This is a genomic window from Burkholderia guangdongensis (assembly GCF_013403875.1).
In the GTDB taxonomy this organism is placed as follows: domain Bacteria; phylum Pseudomonadota; class Gammaproteobacteria; order Burkholderiales; family Burkholderiaceae; genus Burkholderia; species Burkholderia guangdongensis.
Window position 1 is genome coordinate 128075 of the sequence record NZ_JACBNX010000007.1, and the last position, 18548, is coordinate 146622.

General features: G+C 67.6%; 13 protein-coding genes. 10 read left to right on the forward strand and 3 right to left on the reverse strand.

Annotated elements, in window-relative coordinates:
• Positions 1-55 precede the first annotated feature (55 nt).
• On the reverse strand, positions 56-1108 hold the full coding sequence (locus HZI36_RS09100) for an AraC family transcriptional regulator (protein WP_179402314.1): 1053 nt from the start codon (positions 1106-1108) through the stop codon (positions 56-58).
• A 156-nt stretch (positions 1109-1264) separates the two neighbouring features.
• On the opposite strand from HZI36_RS09100, the gene HZI36_RS09105 reads away from it, so the two are divergent.
• The 5 genes from HZI36_RS09105 (at position 1265) to HZI36_RS09125 (ending at position 7876) form a co-directional block, all read left to right on the forward strand.
• Positions 1265-2398: an acyl-CoA dehydrogenase family protein gene (locus HZI36_RS09105; protein ID WP_179402315.1), complete on the forward strand. Its 1134-nt coding sequence runs from the start codon at positions 1265-1267 to the stop codon at positions 2396-2398.
• 35 nt (positions 2399-2433) lie between these two features.
• Complete coding sequence (locus HZI36_RS09110) at positions 2434-4149, forward strand: AMP-binding protein (protein ID WP_179402316.1); 1716 nt, start codon at positions 2434-2436, stop codon at positions 4147-4149.
• Positions 4150-4161: 12 nt separating this feature from the next.
• Positions 4162-5691: a CoA-acylating methylmalonate-semialdehyde dehydrogenase gene (locus tag HZI36_RS09115; protein ID WP_179402317.1), complete on the forward strand. Its 1530-nt coding sequence runs from the start codon at positions 4162-4164 to the stop codon at positions 5689-5691.
• Positions 5692-5703: 12 nt separating this feature from the next.
• Positions 5704-6603 carry a 3-hydroxyisobutyrate dehydrogenase gene (gene mmsB / locus HZI36_RS09120; protein ID WP_179402318.1) on the forward strand — a complete coding sequence of 300 codons (900 nt, stop codon included), beginning with the start codon at positions 5704-5706 and terminating at the stop codon, positions 6601-6603.
• Between the two features lie 115 nt (positions 6604-6718).
• Positions 6719-7876: an enoyl-CoA hydratase/isomerase family protein gene (locus tag HZI36_RS09125; RefSeq protein WP_179402361.1), complete on the forward strand. Its 1158-nt coding sequence runs from the start codon at positions 6719-6721 to the stop codon at positions 7874-7876.
• Positions 7877-7956: 80 nt separating this feature from the next.
• On the opposite strand, the gene HZI36_RS09130 is transcribed toward HZI36_RS09125, so the two are convergent.
• Positions 7957-8217, reverse strand: coding sequence for a hypothetical protein (locus tag HZI36_RS09130; protein WP_179402319.1), 261 nt, complete (start codon positions 8215-8217; stop codon positions 7957-7959).
• 587 nt (positions 8218-8804) lie between these two features.
• Between HZI36_RS09130 and HZI36_RS09135 the strand changes: the two genes are divergently transcribed.
• From HZI36_RS09135 to HZI36_RS09155, 5 genes are all read left to right on the forward strand, one after another.
• Positions 8805-10064: an HlyD family secretion protein gene (locus HZI36_RS09135; protein ID WP_179402320.1), complete on the forward strand. Its 1260-nt coding sequence runs from the start codon at positions 8805-8807 to the stop codon at positions 10062-10064.
• Between the two features lie 11 nt (positions 10065-10075).
• Entirely contained in the window at positions 10076-12292 is a 2217-nt protein-coding gene (locus tag HZI36_RS09140; RefSeq protein ID WP_179402321.1) for a peptidase domain-containing ABC transporter, read from the forward strand.
• A gap of 5 nt (positions 12293-12297) precedes the next feature.
• Positions 12298-13725, forward strand: a complete 1428-nt coding sequence (locus tag HZI36_RS09145) for a TolC family protein (RefSeq protein WP_425485212.1) — start codon at positions 12298-12300, stop codon at positions 13723-13725.
• Positions 13726-13886: 161 nt separating this feature from the next.
• Positions 13887-15194 (forward strand): dicarboxylate/amino acid:cation symporter, encoded by a 1308-nt coding sequence (locus tag HZI36_RS09150; protein ID WP_179402323.1) that lies wholly within the window; start codon positions 13887-13889, stop codon positions 15192-15194.
• Between the two features lie 15 nt (positions 15195-15209).
• Positions 15210-16160, forward strand: coding sequence for an amino acid ABC transporter substrate-binding protein (locus tag HZI36_RS09155; RefSeq protein ID WP_179402324.1), 951 nt, complete (start codon positions 15210-15212; stop codon positions 16158-16160).
• Between the two features lie 51 nt (positions 16161-16211).
• Here the strand turns inward: HZI36_RS09155 and HZI36_RS09160 are convergent, their stop codons facing one another.
• A complete protein-coding gene (locus HZI36_RS09160) occupies positions 16212-18428 on the reverse strand; it encodes a transglycosylase domain-containing protein (protein WP_179402325.1) in 2217 nt (738 codons plus the stop codon).
• Positions 18429-18548: the final 120 nt, after the last annotated feature.

The window sequence follows — 18548 nt, forward strand, 5'->3', positions numbered from 1 at the left end:
GCGCGGTCGCGCGCCAGGCGGACCGAAAAAAGGGCGCTGGCCCGATGCTTAAAGATTAGGTGGTTTCCGAGGACTTCGCGCGTGCCGGGTGCGCGCGCAGCACGTCGTCGCGGTACTCGGCCGGGCTGCGGCCGCTCCATTTGCGGAACGCGCGATAGAACGCGCTCGGCTCCGCGAAGCCGGCCGCCATGGCGACGTCGGCGATCGTCCGCGACGGATCGGCGAGCGCTTCGAACGCGAGATCGCGGCGCAGCGCGTCCTTGATCGACTGATACGCGTGGCCTTCGCCCAGCAGCTTGCGGCGCAGCGTCGCCTCGGCGACGAACAGCCGCGCGGCCATCCCGGCCGCGTCCGGCCACGCGGCGGGCGGCAGCCTGCGCAGCACGGTGCGCACGCGCTGCGCGAACGCGTTCGGATTCCGGTACTTGACGACGAAGCTCGCGGGCGCGTCGCGCAGGAACGTCTTCAGCGTCCGCGCGTTCTGCACCACCGGCAGCGCCGCGAATTCGGGATCGAAATCGACATACGATTCGGACTGGTTGAAGCGCATGTCGTCGCAAAACATCGACGGATATTCGTGCTCGACCGGCGGCGTGTCGCAGCGAAAGCTCGCATGCAGCAGCGGAATGCGCCGGCCGATCAGCCAGCACGTGAGCCCGTACACGAGCATGAAATAGGTCGCGTACGTGAACATCGCGGGCACCGGCGCGTTGTTGCGGTGCACGAAGCGCAGCCGCACGCGCTGCGGGTTCGCGTCGATCTCCGCGTGCAGATCGTCGAGCACGCAGTGCATGAAGTTCACCGCACGCGTGAGCGCGTGCAGCCCGTCGCGCGCGGTCAGCGCCGCCTGGCTCATCGCGATGAAGCTGCCGCTCCTCATCGGATGGCCGTCCTGGCCGAAGAATTCGTCGTCGAGCGCGCGCGCGATCGCGTTCCACAGCGCGCCGTACTGCTGCGCGGACACCCGCGCGCGCGGCTGGCCGAGCAGCGCCGGCGCGATGCCGGCCCGCGCGAGCAGCGGCTCGGCCGCGATGCCGCGCCGCGTCGCGAGCGCGACGCTGTATGCGACGAGGCTGATCGCGACGGTTCCTTTCTCTTGCTGCGTCATCGGCGGCGGATCCGTTTCGGGTGTGTGTGGCAAAAACGCTCAGTGTAAATGAGCGGCGCGAGCATCGATGCGCGGCGCGCGCTTGCCTACACTTTATCCATCGAGACAGACAAGGCGGCCGCGGCAAGCCCGGCCGCCCCGAGACGGACGAACGAGATGGACGATCTCTATACCGAAGACCAGCGGATGATCCGCGATGCCGCGCGCGCTTTTGCCACGGAAGCGCTCGCGCCGAACGCCGCGCAGTGGGACCGCGACGCCCATCTGCCCGACGAGGTCGTCGCGCAAATGGGCGAGCTGGGCCTGCTCGGCATGATTGTGCCGCAGGAGTGGGGCGGCGCGTACACGGATTACGTCGCGTACGCGCTCGCGATGGAGGAAGTCGCGGCCGGCGACGCCGCGTGCGCGACGCTGATGAGCGTGCACAACTCGGTCGGCTGCGGGCCGATTCTCGCGTACGGCACGCCGGAGCAGAAGCAGCGCTGGCTCGGCGACATGGCGATCGGCCGCACGATCGGCGCGTTCTGCCTGACCGAGCCGCAGGCCGGTTCCGAGGCGCACAACCTGAAGACGCGCGCCGAGCTGCGCGACGGCCGGTGGGTGCTGAACGGGGCGAAGCAGTTCGTGACGAACGGCAAGCGCGCGGGCGTCGCGATCGTTTTCGCGCTCACCGATCCGGAGCAGGGCAAGCGCGGCATCTCCGCGTTCATCGTGCCGACCGACACGCCCGGCTTCGTCGTCGGCAAGCCCGAGAAGAAGATGGGGATCCGCGCGTCGGACACGTGCCCGATCACGTTCGACAACTGCGCGTTTCCCGAAGCGAACCTGCTCGGCGAGCGCGGCGACGGGCTGAAGATCGCGCTGTCGAACCTCGAGGGCGGCCGGATCGGGATCGCCGCGCAGGCGGTCGGGATCGCGCGCGCCGCGTTCGACCGCGCGCGCCGCTACGCGGGCGAGCGCGTGCAGTTCGGCAAGCCGCTGAACGCGCATCAGGCGATCGCGGAAAAGCTCGCCGACATGGCCACGCAGATCAACGCCGCGCGGCTGCTCGTGCATCACGCGGCGAAGCTGCGCAGCGCGGGGCTGCCGTGCCTGTCGGAGGCGTCGCAGGCGAAGCTGTTCGCATCCGAGATGGCCGAGCGCGTGTGCTCGGACGCGATCCAGATCCACGGCGGCTACGGCTATCTCGCCGATTACGACGTCGAGCGCTATTACCGCGACGCGCGGATCACGCAGATCTACGAAGGCACGAGCGAAGTGCAGCGGATGGTGATTGCGCGCGGGCTGTAACGAACGCGCGAACGACGACGACAGGAGACGACACGATGACGGCACAGGCATTCCTGGACGCACGCGACTTTCTGCTGCGCCATCGCATCGACTACGACACCGCGTATCGCGATTTCTCGTGGCCGGCGCTCGACACGTTCAACTGGGCGCTCGACTACTTCGACGCGATCGCGCAGGGCAACGACGCGCCCGCGCTGTGGATCGTCGACGCGGCGACCGGCGACGATCCGCGGCGCGGGCGCTACTCGTTCGCGCAGATGTCGGAGCGCTCCGCGCGGATCGCGAACTGGCTGCGCGGGATCGGCGTCGCGCGCGGCGACCGGATCCTGCTGATGCTGCCGAACCGCGTCGAGCTGTGGGACGCGATGCTCGCCGCGATGAAGCTCGGCGCGGTCGTGCTGCCCGCGACGACGCAGCTGTCCGCCGACGACGTGCGCGATCGCGTGCAGATCGGCGGCGCGACGTTCGCGATCGTCGACGAGAACGAGACCGCGAAGTTCGAGCAGCCGGGGCTCGGCCTCGCGCAGAAGATCGTCGCCGGCGCGCCGCGCGCGGGCTGGCTCGCGATGAACGACGGCTACGCGTCGCCGGCCGCGTTCGTGCCGGACGGCGTTACGCGCGCGAGCGACCCGATGCTGCTGTATTTCACGTCGGGCACGACGTCGAAGCCGAAGCTCGTCGAGCACACGCACCGTACGTACCCGGTCGGCAGCCTGTCGACGATGTACTGGGTCGGGCTGCAACCGGGCGACATCCACTGGAACATCAGCTCGCCGGGCTGGGCGAAGCACGCGTGGAGCTCCTTCTACGCGCCGTGGAACGCGCAGGCGTGCGTGTTCGCGTTCAACTACGCGCGTTTCGAGCCGAAGGTCGTGCTCGACGCGCTCGTCGACTATCAGGTGACGACGATGTGTGCGCCGCCGACCGTCTGGCGGATGCTCGTGCAGCAGCCGCTCGCGTCGTTCGACGTGAAGCTGCGCGAGATCGTCGGCGCCGGCGAGCCGCTGAATCCGGAGATCATCGAACGCGTGAAGAAGGCGTGGGGCGTGACGATCCGCGACGGCTACGGCCAGACCGAGACCACCTGCCTGATCGGCAACGCGCCCGGCCAGCCGGTCGTGCCGGGCGCGATGGGGCGGCCGATGCCCGGCTACCGGATCGAGCTGCTCGATCCGGACGGCGCGAGCGTCACCGAAGGCGAGATCGCGCTGCCGGTCGGCGCCGGCGCCGCGCGCCCGGTCGGGCTGATGAACGGCTACGCGAACAATCCGGACGCGACCGCGCACGCGATGCGCGACGGCCACTACCGGACGTCCGACATCGCGATGCGCCGCGACGACGGCTATTACGTCTACATCGGCCGCGCGGACGACGTGTTCAAGTCGTCCGACTACCGGCTGAGCCCGTTCGAGCTCGAGAGCGTGCTGATCGAGCATCCGGCGATCGCCGAGGCGGCAGTCGTGCCGAGCCCGGATCCGCTGCGGCTGTCGGTGCCGAAGGCGTTCGTGATGCTGCGCGACGGCTACGAGCCGAGCGCCGCGCTTGCGCTCGAGATCTTCCGCTTTTCGCGCGACACGCTCGCGCCGTACAAGCGAATCCGCCGGCTGCAGTTCGCGGAGCTGCCGAAGACGATCTCCGGAAAGATCCGCCGCGTCGAGCTGCGGCGGCGCGAGATCGAGCGCCGCGACGAGGCGACCGCACGGGCGGCGGACGAATACTGGGAAGAGGATTTTGCCTCCGAACTGAAATAGGAGAGTTCTGCAATGAATGCGACTTCGACGCCCCAGCCGGGGCAGGCTGTACCGACCGTAAAGCTGCTGATCGACGGCGAGTTCGTCGATTCCCGCACGAGCGAGTGGCGCGACATCGTCAATCCGGCGACGCAGCAGGTGCTCGCGCGCGTGCCGTTCGCGACCGTCGATGAGGTGGACGCCGCGGTGCGCGCCGCGCAGGCCGCCTATGCGACCTGGAAGAACGTGCCGATCGCCGCGCGGATGCGGATCATGCTGAAGTTCCAGGATCTCGTGCGCACGAACCTCACGCGCATCGCGAAGACGCTGACCGCCGAGCAGGGCAAGACGTTGCCCGACGCGGAAGGCGACATCTTCCGTGGGCTGGAAGTCGTCGAGCATGCGTGCTCGGTCGGCACGCTGCAGCTCGGCGAGTTCGCGGAGAACGTCGCGGGCGGCGTCGACACGTACACGCTGCGCCAGCCGCTCGGCGTGTGCGCGGGCATCACGCCGTTCAACTTCCCCGCGATGATTCCGCTGTGGATGTTCCCGATGGCGATCGTCTGCGGCAACACGTTCGTGCTGAAGCCGTCCGAGCAGGATCCGATGTCGACGATGGAGCTCGTCGAGCTCGCGGTGCAGGCCGGCGTGCCGAAGGGCGTGCTGAACGTCGTGCACGGCGGCAAGGAGGTCGTCGACGCGATCTGCACGCATCCGCTCGTGAAGGCGATCTCGTTCGTCGGCTCGACCGCCGTCGGCACGCACGTGTACGAGCTCGGCAGCAAGCACGGCAAGCGCGTGCAGTCGATGATGGGCGCGAAGAACCACGCGGTCGTGCTGCCCGATGCGAACCGCGAGCAGACGATCAATGCGCTCGTCGGCGCCGGGTTCGGCGCGGCGGGGCAGCGCTGCATGGCGACGTCGGTCGCGGTGCTCGTCGGCGACGCGCGCGACTGGCTGCCGGAGCTTGCCGCGAAGGCGAAGGCGCTGAAGGTCAACGCGGGCGATCAGCCGGGCACCGATGTCGGGCCGCTCGTGTCGCGTACGGCGAAGGCGCGCGTGCTGTCGCTGATCGAGGCGGGCGTGAAGGAAGGCGCGACGCTGGTGCTCGACGGCCGCGACGTGAAGGTGCCCGGCTACGACGACGGCAACTTCGTCGGCCCGACGATCTTCTCGGACGTGAAGACGGACATGTCGATCTACACGCACGAGATTTTCGGGCCGGTGCTCGTCGTGCTGACGGCCGACTCGCTCGACGACGCGATCGCGCTCGTCAACGCGAACCCGTACGGCAACGGCGTCGGGCTGTTCACGCAGAGCGGCGCGGCCGCGCGCAAGTTCCAGAGCGAGATCGACGTCGGGCAGGTCGGGATCAACATTCCGATTCCGGTGCCGGTGCCGTTCTTCAGCTTCACCGGCTCGCGCGGCTCGAAGCTCGGCGATCTCGGCCCGTACGGCAAGCAGGTCGTGCAGTTCTACACGCAGACGAAGACCGTCACCGCGCGCTGGTTCGACGACGACGCGACGGCCGGCCCGGTGAACACGACGATTCGTCTGCACTGACGGGAGGTCACGATGAAGATCGGATTTATCGGTCTCGGCCACATGGGCGCGCCGATGGCATTGAATCTGCTGAAGGCGGGCCAGCAAGTCCACGTATTCGACCTGAGCGCCGACGCGCTGCGCGTGCTGCAGGAGGCGGGCGCCCAGCCCGCGAGCTCGCCGCGCGACGCGGCCGCGGGCGCCGCGTTCGTGATCACGATGCTGCCGGCCGCGCCGCACGTGCGCTCGGTGCTGTCGGGCGAGAACGGCGTGCTCGCCGGGCTCGACGCGGGCGCGATGGTGATCGATTCGAGCACGATCGATCCGGCGAGCGCGCAGGCGTTCGGCGCGCTGGTGCGCGAGCACGGCGGCGCGTTCGTCGACGCGCCGGTGTCGGGCGGCACCGGCGGCGCGGCGGCGGGCACGCTGACGTTCATGGTCGGTGGCAGCGACGACGACTTCGAGCGCGTGAAGCCGGTGCTGTCCGGGATGGGCAAGAACATCGTCCACTGCGGCGCGACCGGGATGGGGCAGGTCGCGAAGGTCTGCAACAACCTGGTGCTCGGGATCTCGATGGCGGCGGTGTCCGAATCGATGGCGCTCGGCGCCGCGCTCGGCATCGATCCGAAGGTGCTCGCGGGGATCATCAACACGTCGACGGGCCGCTGCTGGAGCTCGGACACGTACAACCCATATCCGGGCGTGATCGAGACCGCGCCGTCGTCGCGCGGCTACACGGGGGGATTCGGCACCGACCTGATGCTGAAGGATCTCGGCCTCGCGACCGACGCCGCGAAGCAGGCGCACCAGCCCGCGTATCTCGGCGCGCTCGCGCAGCAGCTCTATCAGGCGATGAGCAGCCGCGGCGATGGGCTGCTCGACTTCTCGGCGGTGATCCGTCTCTATCAATCGGCGCCGAAGAAGGACGCGTGATGATCGAGCCGGACGATGCCGATGACGGTGGCGACGACGGCGCGATCGCGTGCGCGACGTCGACGCGCGCGCCGCAATGGATGCGCGAACGCGGCCCGTCGCGATGCGCGCACCGATGACGACGCCGCACGGCGCGCTGCGTGACGGGACACCCGACGGGACACGCGACTCCACGCCGGACGTGCTGTGCCGCGTGCTGAACCGCGTCGCGGTGATCACGCTGAACCGGCCGGCGGTGGCGAACGCGCTGTCGCACGGGATGGTGCGCACGCTCGCCGCGCTGCTCGAGCGCTGCCGCGACGACGACGCGATCGTCGCGGTCGTGCTGCGCGGCGCCGGCGACAAGGGTTTCTGCGCGGGCGGCGACGTGCGCGAGCTATACCGGATGACGGGCGAGCATGGCTCGGAGTGGCTGCCGTGCTTCGTCGACGAATACCGGCTCGACTACCTGCTCCATACGTTCCCGAAGCCCGTCGTCGCGCTGATGGACGGGATCACGACGGGCGGCGGGATGGGGCTCGCGCAGGGCGCTGCGCTGCGCGTCGCGACCGAGCGCAGCCGGATCGCGATGCAGCAGACGCGCATCGGCCTCGTGCCCGACGTTGGTGCGACGCATTTTCTCGCGCGGATGCCGGTCGAGCTCGCGCTGTATGTCGGGCTGACGGGCGTCACGCTGTCGGGCGCCGATGCGCTCGTCGCACAGCTCGCGGATCGTTGCGTGCCGTCGTCATGGCTACGCACGTTCGACGCGCGCCTCGAGCGCGTGAAATGGGACGGCGACGTGCTCGCCGCGCTGCGGCGCGTGTTCGAACCGCCGTGCAACGTGGTGCCGCACGCGGCGCTCGACGGCCAGATGGCGTGGATCGTCCGTTACTTCGACAAGCGTTCCGGCGTCGAGCGGATCGCCGCGACGCTGCGCAATGATCTCGCACGCGACGATCTCGCGCGCGAGCATCGGCAGTGGCTGCAGGCGACGCTCGATGCGCTCGCGTCGCATTCGCCGACGATGCTGTGCGTGACGCGCGAAGCGCTGCTGCGCGGCCGGCAGTCGACGCTTGCCGAGTCGTTCCGGATGGAACTCGGCATCGTGTCGCGCGCGATCGGTGAAGGGGATTTCCGCGAAGGCGTGCGCGCGTATCTCGTCGACAACGATCGTAAGCCGCGCTGGGCGCCGATGTCGCTCGCCGAGGTGCAAGCCGAGCGAGTCCGGCACTTTCTCGCGTCGCCGTGGAAGCCCGACGCGCATCCGCTTGCGTCGCTCGGCGACGCGTGAGGGAATTCCGTCGGCGCGGCATGCGCCTGAAAACGAAATCGGACAGCGCGAACGCTGTCCGACCGACTGGCACCGTGAAGTTACGCGCCCGTTAAGAAGAAGCCGTCGACGGCTCCGACAACCCCACCCACAGCCCCGCCGGCCAGGTAGCCGAGGACGGAGCCCGCCAGCGACGTCGCCGGCGCGCCGAGGCCTGCCGTGCCGTACTCGCCGGTGATCCAGCCGCCCAGCGCGGCGGTGTTCACCGCACCCGCCTGCGCACCGTTGACCAGACCGAGAACGGCGCCGATGAGGCCCGCGCCGGACACGGCGTCCACTTCCTGCATGTTGAGTTCTTGCATGATGAGTATTCCTTTCTTGTTGCATGCATACCAGATGCCCCTTCTGGCAGGGTTATCGGCCCGGACCGTCGCGGTCGCCGGCCAATCTCGCGTGTCGCGGCACGTCGGCGCATCGGGGTGCCGTCGCGCTGCGCAATATCTGGAATCCGGATCAACGGTGGTGACAGGAAGAGATTCTATATATGGAAAGATATTATCAATTGATTTTTATAGAATTTTATAAGTCTTTCTTGTCGGGATTGGAGTGGTTGGTTATGGAAATATTATTGTGGATTGATTTAATGTTTGAATGTGACGAACGGCTTTCTAAAGGCCGGGAGGGGGCTGAGTCGGGGGTGATGCCCCGGGTGGGAGCCGCATGTCATGGGGCTTAACAATTATATAACTATTTTCAACACTGAAAGATTTGACCGGGTCGAGAAAAAATATTGGGTTTTGCCCGTGGTTTGTGATTGAATGAGTGACTGTTGGATTGAATATTTTACGTAAATTAATTGCGCGACGAATTTCTCGGGTAATTTTTACGTGGCGACCTATTTCAATTCATCAATATTCAATAATTATCAACCGGGAAGTGCCATTGCCTTATGGCGATCGATAATCTTTTCCGCCCGGAAGCCCGGGAAGCACAACGCGCATCGACGCTGGGCGAGATCGTGCTGGTGCGTCCCGTGTCGTTCACGTTCCTGGTGGCCGCGGCCGTCTGCATGGCGCTCGGCGTCGTGCTGCTGTTCGCGTTCGGCAGCTATACGCGCCGCACGACGGTCGACGGCGTGGTCGTGCCCGATGCCGGCCTCGTCAAGGTCTACGCGCAGCAGTCGGGCACCGTGCTGCGCAAGGCCGTGGTCGAAGGCCAGCATGTGACGCGCGGGATGGTGCTGTATACGGTTTCCACCGACCTACAGAGCGCCACCGGAGGCCATACGCAGGCCGCGCTGATCGACCAGGCGCGGCAGCGCAAGTCGTCGCTGCTGCAACAAATCGACAAGACGCGGCTGTTGCAGCAGGACGAGCGCGACACACTACGGGCCAAGCTCGCGAGCCTGCACGCCGAACTCGCGGGCATCGACGATCAGCTCGCCGATCAACGCGCGCGCGCGTCCCTTGCCGCGGACGGCGTTGAGCGCTATCGGCGCCTGCTCAAGCAAGACTACATCTCGACCGACCAGTTTCAGCAACGCGAGGCCGATCTGCTCGATCAGCGCTCGAAGCTGCTGGGCCTGCAGCGCGACCGCGCGACCGTGTCGCAGGCGCTCGACGAGGCCACCAACGAATTCAACGGCCTGCCGCTCAAGCAGCAGAACCAGCTGTCGCAGATCGACCGCAACGTGATCGACGTCGATCAGACGCTGATCGAGAGCGAGGCGAAGCGCGAAATCGTCGTCACCGCGCCGGAGACGGGCGTCGCGACGGCCGTGATCGCCGAGCCGGGGCAGACGATCGACGCCGCGCATCCGGTCGCGAGCATCGTGCCGGACGGCGCGCGCTGGCAGGCGAACCTGTTCGTGCCGAGCGCGGCGGTCGGGTTCGTGCATGTCGGCGATGCCGTGCTGGTCCGCTATCAGGCCTATCCGTATCAGAAGTTCGGCCAGTACCGCGCGCGCGTAGCGTCGATCGCGCGCACCGCGCTGTCGGCCGCCGAGCTGTCGACGAGCGGCGCGCCCGCGGCCGGCGAAGGCTCGTTCTACCGGATCACCGTCGCGCTGGCGTCGCAGCACGTGACGGCCTACGGCCAGCCGCAGCCGTTGCAGGCCGGCATGGCGCTGCAGGCCGACATCCTGCAGGAGCGCAGGCGCCTGGTTGAATGGGTGCTCGAACCGCTGTACAGCCTCACCGGCAAACTCTGAACGTACCGATCATGTCCTTCCTCGACCGTCTCTCGTTCGGCGTCGGCAGCAAGCTGCCGATGATCCTGCAGACCGAAGCGACCGAATGCGGGCTCGCGTGTCTCGCGATGATCGCCGGCTACCACGGCCATCACGTGGACGTGGCGACGCTGCGCGGCCGCTTTCCGGTGTCGCTCAAAGGCACGGGCCTCGCGCGCGTGATCGAGATCGCGCAGCGGCTTGATCTCGGCACGCGCGCGCTGAAGCTCGATCTCGACCATCTCGGCCAGTTGCGGATGCCGTGCATCCTGCACTGGAACTTCAATCACTTCGTCGTGTTGAAGGAAGTGAACGGCAAGAGCGCGGTGATCCACGATCCCGCGCAGGGCATCCGCAAGCTGCCGCTCGACGTGCTGTCGCGTTCGTTCACCGGCGTCGCGCTGGAGCTGTGGCCGACGAGCGGTTTCGAGACGCGCGACGCGGCCCCCACGGTCAAGCTGCGCGCGCTGCTCGGCCCCGTGTCCGGGCTGTCGCGCTCGCTCGGCCAGGTGCTGGTGCTCGCGCTCGCGCTCGAAGTGTTCGCGCTGGTGCAGCCGTTCTTCCTGCAGTGGGTGATCGACGAGGTGATCGTCAGCGCCGATCGCGACCTGCTCACCGTGCTGGCGCTCGGCTTCGGCCTGTTGCTGCTGATGCAGCAGGCGACGAGCGCGATCCGCGCGTGGGCGCTGATGTACCTCGGCACGATGCTCAACGTGCAATGGCGCGCAAACGTTTTCTCGCATCTGTTGAGCCTTCCCGTGCGCTATTTCGAACGCCGGCACCTCGGCGACGTCGTGTCGCGCTTCGGCTCGATCGATACGATCCAGCAGACGCTGACCACGTCGTTCCTCACCGCGGTGATCGACGGGCTGATGACGATCGTCACGCTCGCGATGATGTTCGTGTACAGCCGCGTGCTCGGCTGCGTCGCGCTCGCGGCGATGACGCTGTATGCGCTGCTGCGCTGGCTCTGGTATCGGCCGCTGCGCCGTGCGACCGAAGAGCAGATCGTGCGGGCCGCGAAGCAGCAGAGTCACTTCCTCGAGACCGTGCGCGGCGTGAAGACGATCAAGCTGTTCGGCCGGCAGCACGAGCGTCGCGCGAGCTGGCTGTCGCTGCTGGTCGAGCAGGTCAATGCGGGGTTGCACGCGCAGAAGCTGCAACTGCTCTACCAGCAGCTCAACGGGCTGCTGTTCGGCATCGAAGGATTGCTGATCATCTGGCTCGGCGCGCGGATGGTGATGGACGGCCAGTTCACGGTCGGCGTGCTGATGGCGTTCAACGCCTATCGTGGGCAGTTCGATGGCCGCGTCGGCAGCCTGATCGACAAGTATTTCGAGGTCAAGATGCTGCAACTGCAGGGCGAGCGGCTCGCCGACATCGTGTTCGAACAACCGGAACCCGACGCGAGCCTGCGCCAGGTGCCGGGCGAAGCGGACGATCTCGCGGCGAGCATCGAGTTCGACGCGATCGGGTTTCGTTACGCGGACGGCGAGCCGACGGTGCTCGACGGCGTATCCTTCGCGATCGCGCCCGGCGAATCGGTCGCGCTCGTCGGGCCGTCCGGTTGCGGCAAGACGACGCTCGTCAACGTGCTGCTCGGCGTGCTGGACCCGACGGCGGGCAAGGTGCGGATCGGCGGCATCGACGTCGGCCGGCTCGGGCTCGACCGGCTGCGCTCGCTCGTGGGCACCGTGCTGCAGGACGACGCGCTGTTCGCGGGCTCGATCGCCGACAACATCAGCTTCTTCGATCCGGACGCCGACCTGCGGTGGATCGCCGAGTGCGGGCAGCTCGCGGCGGTGCACGCGGATATCGTCGCGATGCCGATGGGCTACAACACGCTGGTCGGCGACATGGGCACCGTGCTGTCCGGCGGGCAGAAGCAGCGCGTGCTGCTCGCGCGCGCGCTGTACAAGCGGCCGAAGATCCTCGTGCTCGACGAGGCGACGAGCCATCTCGACCTGCACCGCGAGCAACAGGTCAACGCGGCCGTCGGCGCGCTGCGGATGACGCGCGTGATCGTCGCGCACCGGCCGGAGACGATCGCGTCCGCCGAGCGCGTCGTGATGCTGGACGGCGGCCGGATCGTGCTCGACCGGCCGACGGCGCCGCGCGCGCCGACTTCGACTTCGACTCCGCCTTCGCCTTCGCCTTCGTCCCCATCTCCGTCCTTGTCCCCGATCATCGCGGAGCAGGCCGGCCGATGAAACGCATGCTGCTGCTCGCCACGATCATGTGCGCAACCGCTGCCGACGCGCAGATGCTCGACGTATTCCGCACGCGCGAGGACGTGTCGGCCGGGCCCGCCACCCCGTTGCTGGTCGACGCGTCGTGCCGCCCGATACCGGACGACCGCCCGCTCGAGCTCGACGATGCGATCCTGCAGGCGATCTGCACGCATCCGCAGGCGCGCGAGGCATGGGCGAACGCGCGCGCACAAGCGGCTGCCGTCGGCGCCGCCGAGGCCGCCTATCTGCCGACGCTGAACGCGACGGCCGGTATTGAGCGCGACAAGCTGTCGACGACCTACGACTACAGCGCGCTCGGTCTCGGCTCGCAGACCCAGTCGCAGCAGTCGACCAGCAAGTACGGAACGCTCAACCTGAGCTGGGTGCTGCTCGATTTCGGCAAGCGCGGTGCCGCGCTGCGGCATGCGCGTGCGCTGCTCGCGGCGGCCAACGACGCGCAGGGCGATGCATTGCAGACGGTATTTTTCGATGCCGCGCAGGCATACTACGCGGTGCAGAGCGCGCGAGCCTCCGTCGATGCGGCGGAGCAGGCGGAACGCATCGCGAGCGACAGCCTCGCGGCGACCAAGGCGAAACACGACGCCGGCGCCGGCACGCTGAGCGACCAGTTGCAGGCGCAGACGCTGTATCGCCGCGCGGTGCTCGACCGTGTCAGCGCCGAAGGCGACGCACGCGTGGCGGCGGGCGCGCTCGCGGTCGCGATGGGGCGCGATGCGAACGCGCCGGTGCGGATCGCCGCGCCGCAGTCCGTTCGGAACGTGACAGACGAGGCCGAGACCGAGGCCGTTGAAGTCGATCGTCTGATCGCGGAAGCAATGGATCGCAATCCGAAACTTCTGGCGGCACGCGCGCAACTGGACGCGGCCCGCGCGAACGTCGACGCCGCGCGCGCGCAGGGCCGGCCGACGGTATCGTTGACGGGCAGCCTGACGCAAAACAATCCGTCGTACCAGCAGCAACCCGAATCGTTTCCGATCTCGCGCAGCCACGGCAGCTCGATCGGCATTCAGGTGACGATTCCGTTGTTCGAGGGCTTCGCGTCCGGCTATCGCGTCGCTCAGGCCGAGGCGCAGGCCGACGGGCAGGCGGCGGAGGTGCGCAATACCGAGCTGCAAGTGTCGCTCGACGTGTGGAAAAGCTATCAGGAATTGCGGGCCGATACGACGAATCTGACGACGTCCGGCGCGCTGCTGGACGACGCGCAGCGCTCGCTCGACATCGCGCGCGGACGCTACGACGAAGGTGTCGGCGGCTTCACCGAACTGCTGAATGCGCAGACGGCGTTCGTCGATGCGCGCAAGCAGCGCGTGCTCGCCGTGTCGAAATGGCGAACCGCGCGCCTCAGGCTCGCGGCCGGCCTCGGGAAATTAGGGTTGTCGACAGACAAATAGGGGAGCGCTGCGTGAAATGAATTCGTAATATAGCTACCTTGACAATGCCGCGCGATCTGCTTGAGACTGCTCAAAGCCGCGCGGCCGTCCCCGGTAGCGCCGGTCGCATCTTGTATCGTCTGTTCCAACCGCAGTGACACGCAGTGCTTGGAGGCTTCGAGATGAACAAGAAGAATGCCGCGGCTATCTGGATCCTGATCGCGATGCTGATCGGGATCGCGATCGGCTACATGATCTTCACCAACTCGCCCGACAAGAAGGCCGCGACCGAAATCGCCGGCTACATCTCGCTCGTGTCGGACGTGTTCCTGCGGCTGATCAAGATGGTGATCGGCCCGCTCGTGTTCTCGACGCTGGTGGTCGGCATCGCGCACATGGGCGACGCGGCGTCGGTCGGACGCGTATTCGCGAAGGCGCTGGGCTGGTTCGTCACCGCGTCGCTGCTCTCGCTGCTGCTCGGCCTGTTCATGGCCAACATGCTCAGGCCCGGCGAGAACCTCGGGCTGCCGCTGCCCGACATCGGCGCGTCGGCCAACCTCGCGACGTCCAAGTTCACGCTGAAGGATTTCGTCGGCCACATGGTGCCGCGATCCTTCGCCGAAGCGATGGCCAACAACGAGATCCTGCAGATCGTCGTGTTCTCGATGTTCTTCGGCATCGCGCTGTCCGCGCTCGGCGACAAGGGCAAGATCCTGGTGGCCGCGATCGACCAGCTGTCGCACGTGATGCTGAAGATCACCGGCTACGTGATGAAGCTCGCGCCGCTGGCGGTGCTGTCCGCGATGGCCGCGACCGTCGCGGTCAACGGGCTGTCGATCCTGGTGAAATTCGCGGTGTTCATGGGCGACTTCTACGTCAGCCTGTTCCTGCTGTGGGCGGTGCTCACGGGCGCCGGCCTGCTGTTTCTCGGGCCGCGCGTGTTCAAGCTGCTGTCGCTGATCAAGGAAGCGTTCATGCTGTCGTTCGCGACCGCCAGCTCGGAAGCCGCGTATCCGAAGATCCTCGACGCGCTCGACCGTTTCGGCGTGCGGCGCAAGATCTCGAGCTTCGTGATGCCGATGGGCTACTCGTTCAACCTCGACGGCTCGATGATGTATTGCACGTTCGCGTCGCTGTTCATCGCGCAGGCCTACGACATCCACCTGTCGCTCGGCACGCAGATCACGATGCTGCTGGTGCTGATGCTGACGTCCAAGGGCATGGCCGGCGTGCCGCGTGCGTCGCTCGTCGTGATCGCCGCGACACTGAGCCAGTTCCACCTGCCGGAGGCGGGGCTGCTGCTGATCATCGGCGTCGATACGTTCCTCGACATGGGCCGCTCGGCGACCAATGCGGTGGGCAACTCGATCGCGAGCGCGGTGGTCGCGAAGTGGGAAGGGGAGCTGATGTCGGCCGAGGAAGCGGCCGCCAACGCGGCGCGCATCGATGCCGAACTCGAAGCGTCGCTCGCGCATCCGGCTGGGTCCTGACGCGGAGATCGGGCGATGAAGATGCGGCGATTCTGGTCGGTGCTGACCGTCGCGTGCCTGCTGGCGGCCGGTTCCGCGGCGCGCGCGCAGGAGCAGGACGCACTGCCTTCCGGCACGGACGCCGACCGCGCGGCGCCGGCCACGCTGACCGGCACGCTCGCGAAGGTGCGCAACACGGGCACCATCGCGCTCGGCTACCGCGACGCGTCGATTCCATTTTCCTATCTCAATGCGCGCAAGGAGCCGATCGGCTACTCGATCGAGCTCTGCAAGGCGCTGGTGTCCGCGATCGAGGACGCGATCAACAAGAGCGTGGCCATTCAGTGGGTGCCCGTCACGCCCGAGAACCGGATCGACGCGGTGGTCAGCGGGCGGATCGACCTCGAATGCGGCTCCACGACCAGCAACCTCGAGCGCCAGAAGCGCGTCGCGTTCTCGCCGATCATCTTCGTGGCCGGCACGAAGGTGATGGTGAGAAAGGGCTCGCCGATTTCTTCGTTCCGCGATCTGGCGGGGCGGAAGGTCGCGGTGACGGCCGGCACCACGAACGAGAAGGCACTGCGTGACCTGGACCGCCGATTCAAGCTCGGGATCCAGCTGCAGGTGGTGGCCGACCATGCGCAGGGCTTCGCGCAGGTCGCCGGCGGCCAGGCCGATGCGTTCGCCACCGACGACGTGCTGCTGTACGGCCTGATCGCCGAGAATGCCGGCAAGGGCGGCGAGTATCGGGTCGTCGGCGACTATCTGTCGTACGACCCGTACGGGATCATGTTTCGCAAGAACGATCCGCAACTCGCGCAGGTCGTGAAGGATACGTTTCAGGAACTCGCGGCGGACGGCGAGATCGAGCGTCAATACAAACGCTGGTTCTTGCGCCGCCTGCCGTCGGGCACCAGCCTCGACCTGCCGATGAGTGCGCAGCTCGAGACGATCATCGACGCGATCGCGGGCGGCGCGCCGCAGTAAGCCCGCGGGTGAGCCGCGGGTGAGCCGCGGCGCCCGCGCCCGCCGGCGGCATCAGAACGGCCAGAACAGGAAGCGCCGGTGCCGCCGCGGATGGGTTGTTGCGCGAGGCGGCCGGATTTCCGGGTAGAACTGCGCGCGCGGGTCGATCACGCGCGCGCGCAGCGCCATGTCGTAGAACGCGCCGACCATCGGCAGCGCGCTGTGCGCGCCTTCGCCCCAGTAATCGTCGCCGAGCGTCACGCGCGCGTCGTCGAAGCCGACCCACGCGCCCGCGACCAATTGCGGGTGCATCAGGATGAACCAGCTGTCCGTGTCGTCCTGCGTCGTGCCCGTCTTGCCGGCGACGTCGGCGCGAATGCCGAAGCGCGTGCGGATGCCCGCGCCGGTGCCACGGGTCACGACGTCGCGCATCACGTCGACGAGCGTTTGCGCGGCGCCGGCGGGCAGCGCCTGTTCCGGCGCGACGCTCGGAAATTCGGCGAGCACCTTGCCGTCGTGATCCTCGATCCGCGTGACCATGCGCGGCGCCACATACGCGCCGCGGTTCGCGATCGTGCCGTACGCGGAGACCATCTCCTTCAGCGTGACCGGGCTCGTGCCGAGCGCGAGCGACGGCACCGCGTCGAGCGGGCTCTCGCGCACGCCCATCGCGCGCGCGAGCCGCGCGACCTTCGCGGGGCCTTCCTTTTCCATCAACTGGGCGGTGACGCGGTTGCGCGAATACGCGAGCGCGTCGCGCAGCGTCATCGGCCGGCCGGTTGCCGGCTCCGCGTCGGTCGGTCGCCATACCGCGTGCGCGGACAGCGGGATCGCGACGTTCCGGTCGACGATCGTGTCGGTCGGCCGCGCGCCGTCCGCGAACGCGGCGCCGTAGACGAACGCCTTGAACGTCGAGCCCGGCTGACGCCGGGCCTGCTGCACGTGGTCGAACGGCTCGTCGGCGAAGTCGCGGCTGCCGACCCAGGCCTTGATGTCGCCGTTGTGCGGATCGATCGCGACGAAGCCAGCCTGGATCCGCGTCTTGTCGCGGCACAGCGCCTGGACGAATGCCGCGTTCGTGCCGAGCTGCGTGAGCGCGGCACGATCCGATTGGCCGGCGTCGCGCGCGGCGCGATAGTCGGGCGTCTGCCGGATGAACGACTGGAACAGGCCGTTACCCGGCCAGCAGCCGGTGCGCGCGTTCCACGCGTCGTTCGCGATCGACTGCAACTGGCTCGTCTGCCAGTCCATCGCCTGCGTCGCCATCGCCTGCAGCCTCGAGTCGATCGTCGTGCGCACGACGAGCCCATCCGAATAGATGTTGTAGCCGTTGCGGTCGGCCCATCCGATCAGCCATTTGCGCAATTGCGCGGAAAAATGCGGCGCCGGGCCCGGCGGCTCGGTCTGCCGCTCGAAGTCGACGTCCAGCGGCTGCCGCGTCAACCGCGCCAGCGCGGCGGGCGTGAGCTTGCCGTACTTGTTCATCTGCCCGAGCACCGTGTTGCGCCGCTGCAGCGCGCGCTCCGGGTTCAGCACCGGGTTGTACGCGCTGTTGGCCTTCAGCATCCCGACGAGCGTCGCGCTGTCGAGCACGTCGAGCTGATCGGCCGATTTGCCGAAGTACGTGCGCGCGGCCATCTCGACGCCGTATGCGTTGTACAGAAACGGCACCGTGTTCAGGTACGTTTCGAGGATCTGGTCCTTGCTGTACACGGCTTCGATCTTCAGCGCGGTGATCGCTTCCTTCAGCTTGCGCGTGAGCGTCGGCGCGCGGCCGATCTCGTCAGGGTACAGATTGCGCGCGAGCTGCTGTGTGATCGTCGAGCCGCCCTGACGGTCGCCGGAGAACGTGTGCAGCGCGGCCGACGCGGTGCGCTTCCAGTCGAGCCCGTGATGCTGATAGAAGCGGCGGTCCTCGGTCGCGATCAGCGCGTCGACCATGTACGGCGAAATCCGCGACAGCGGCACCCACTCGCGATTGACCGGCTTGAACTCGTCGAGCAGCTTGCCGTCCGCGGACACGATCAGCGCGGGCCGGTCGACACGCGCCTTGCGGATGTCGCCGATGCTCGGCGTGAACGGGATCAGCGCGAGCACGTACGCGACGAACAACGCCGGCAGCACGGCGAGCGTCAGCGCGATGCCGCGCCGCGTCGGGTGACGCACGCGCCGCAGCACGCCGGCGAGGGCGAGTCCGGTTGTGGTGCGGACGGCGGCGGCCAGCGGTCGGATGCGGGCGAGCCACCGTGCGCATTGCTCACGAAACAACGATACGTATCGGCGATTCACGGTGGCGGGGCGCTGACGGAAAAGGCGCGATCGTACCAAAGCGGAACGGCGTTTCCGTCGTCAAAACGGGACGGCGGCACGCCGCATTAACAGACGATTACAACTGTTTCGCGTCGACAA

Coding starts and splice junctions, on each gene's coding strand:
- HZI36_RS09100 (WP_179402314.1), bottom strand. CDS start 1,108: ATGACGCAGCAAGAGAAAGGAACCGTCGCGATCAGCCTCGTCGCATAC.
- HZI36_RS09105 (WP_179402315.1), top strand. CDS start 1,265: ATGGACGATCTCTATACCGAAGACCAGCGGATGATCCGCGATGCCGCG.
- HZI36_RS09110 (WP_179402316.1), top strand. CDS start 2,434: ATGACGGCACAGGCATTCCTGGACGCACGCGACTTTCTGCTGCGCCAT.
- HZI36_RS09115 (WP_179402317.1), top strand. CDS start 4,162: ATGAATGCGACTTCGACGCCCCAGCCGGGGCAGGCTGTACCGACCGTA.
- mmsB (WP_179402318.1), top strand. CDS start 5,704: ATGAAGATCGGATTTATCGGTCTCGGCCACATGGGCGCGCCGATGGCA.
- HZI36_RS09125 (WP_179402361.1), top strand. CDS start 6,719: ATGACGACGCCGCACGGCGCGCTGCGTGACGGGACACCCGACGGGACA.
- HZI36_RS09130 (WP_179402319.1), bottom strand. CDS start 8,217: ATGCAAGAACTCAACATGCAGGAAGTGGACGCCGTGTCCGGCGCGGGC.
- HZI36_RS09135 (WP_179402320.1), top strand. CDS start 8,805: ATGGCGATCGATAATCTTTTCCGCCCGGAAGCCCGGGAAGCACAACGC.
- HZI36_RS09140 (WP_179402321.1), top strand. CDS start 10,076: ATGTCCTTCCTCGACCGTCTCTCGTTCGGCGTCGGCAGCAAGCTGCCG.
- HZI36_RS09145 (WP_425485212.1), top strand. CDS start 12,298: ATGCTGCTGCTCGCCACGATCATGTGCGCAACCGCTGCCGACGCGCAG.
- HZI36_RS09150 (WP_179402323.1), top strand. CDS start 13,887: ATGAACAAGAAGAATGCCGCGGCTATCTGGATCCTGATCGCGATGCTG.
- HZI36_RS09155 (WP_179402324.1), top strand. CDS start 15,210: ATGAAGATGCGGCGATTCTGGTCGGTGCTGACCGTCGCGTGCCTGCTG.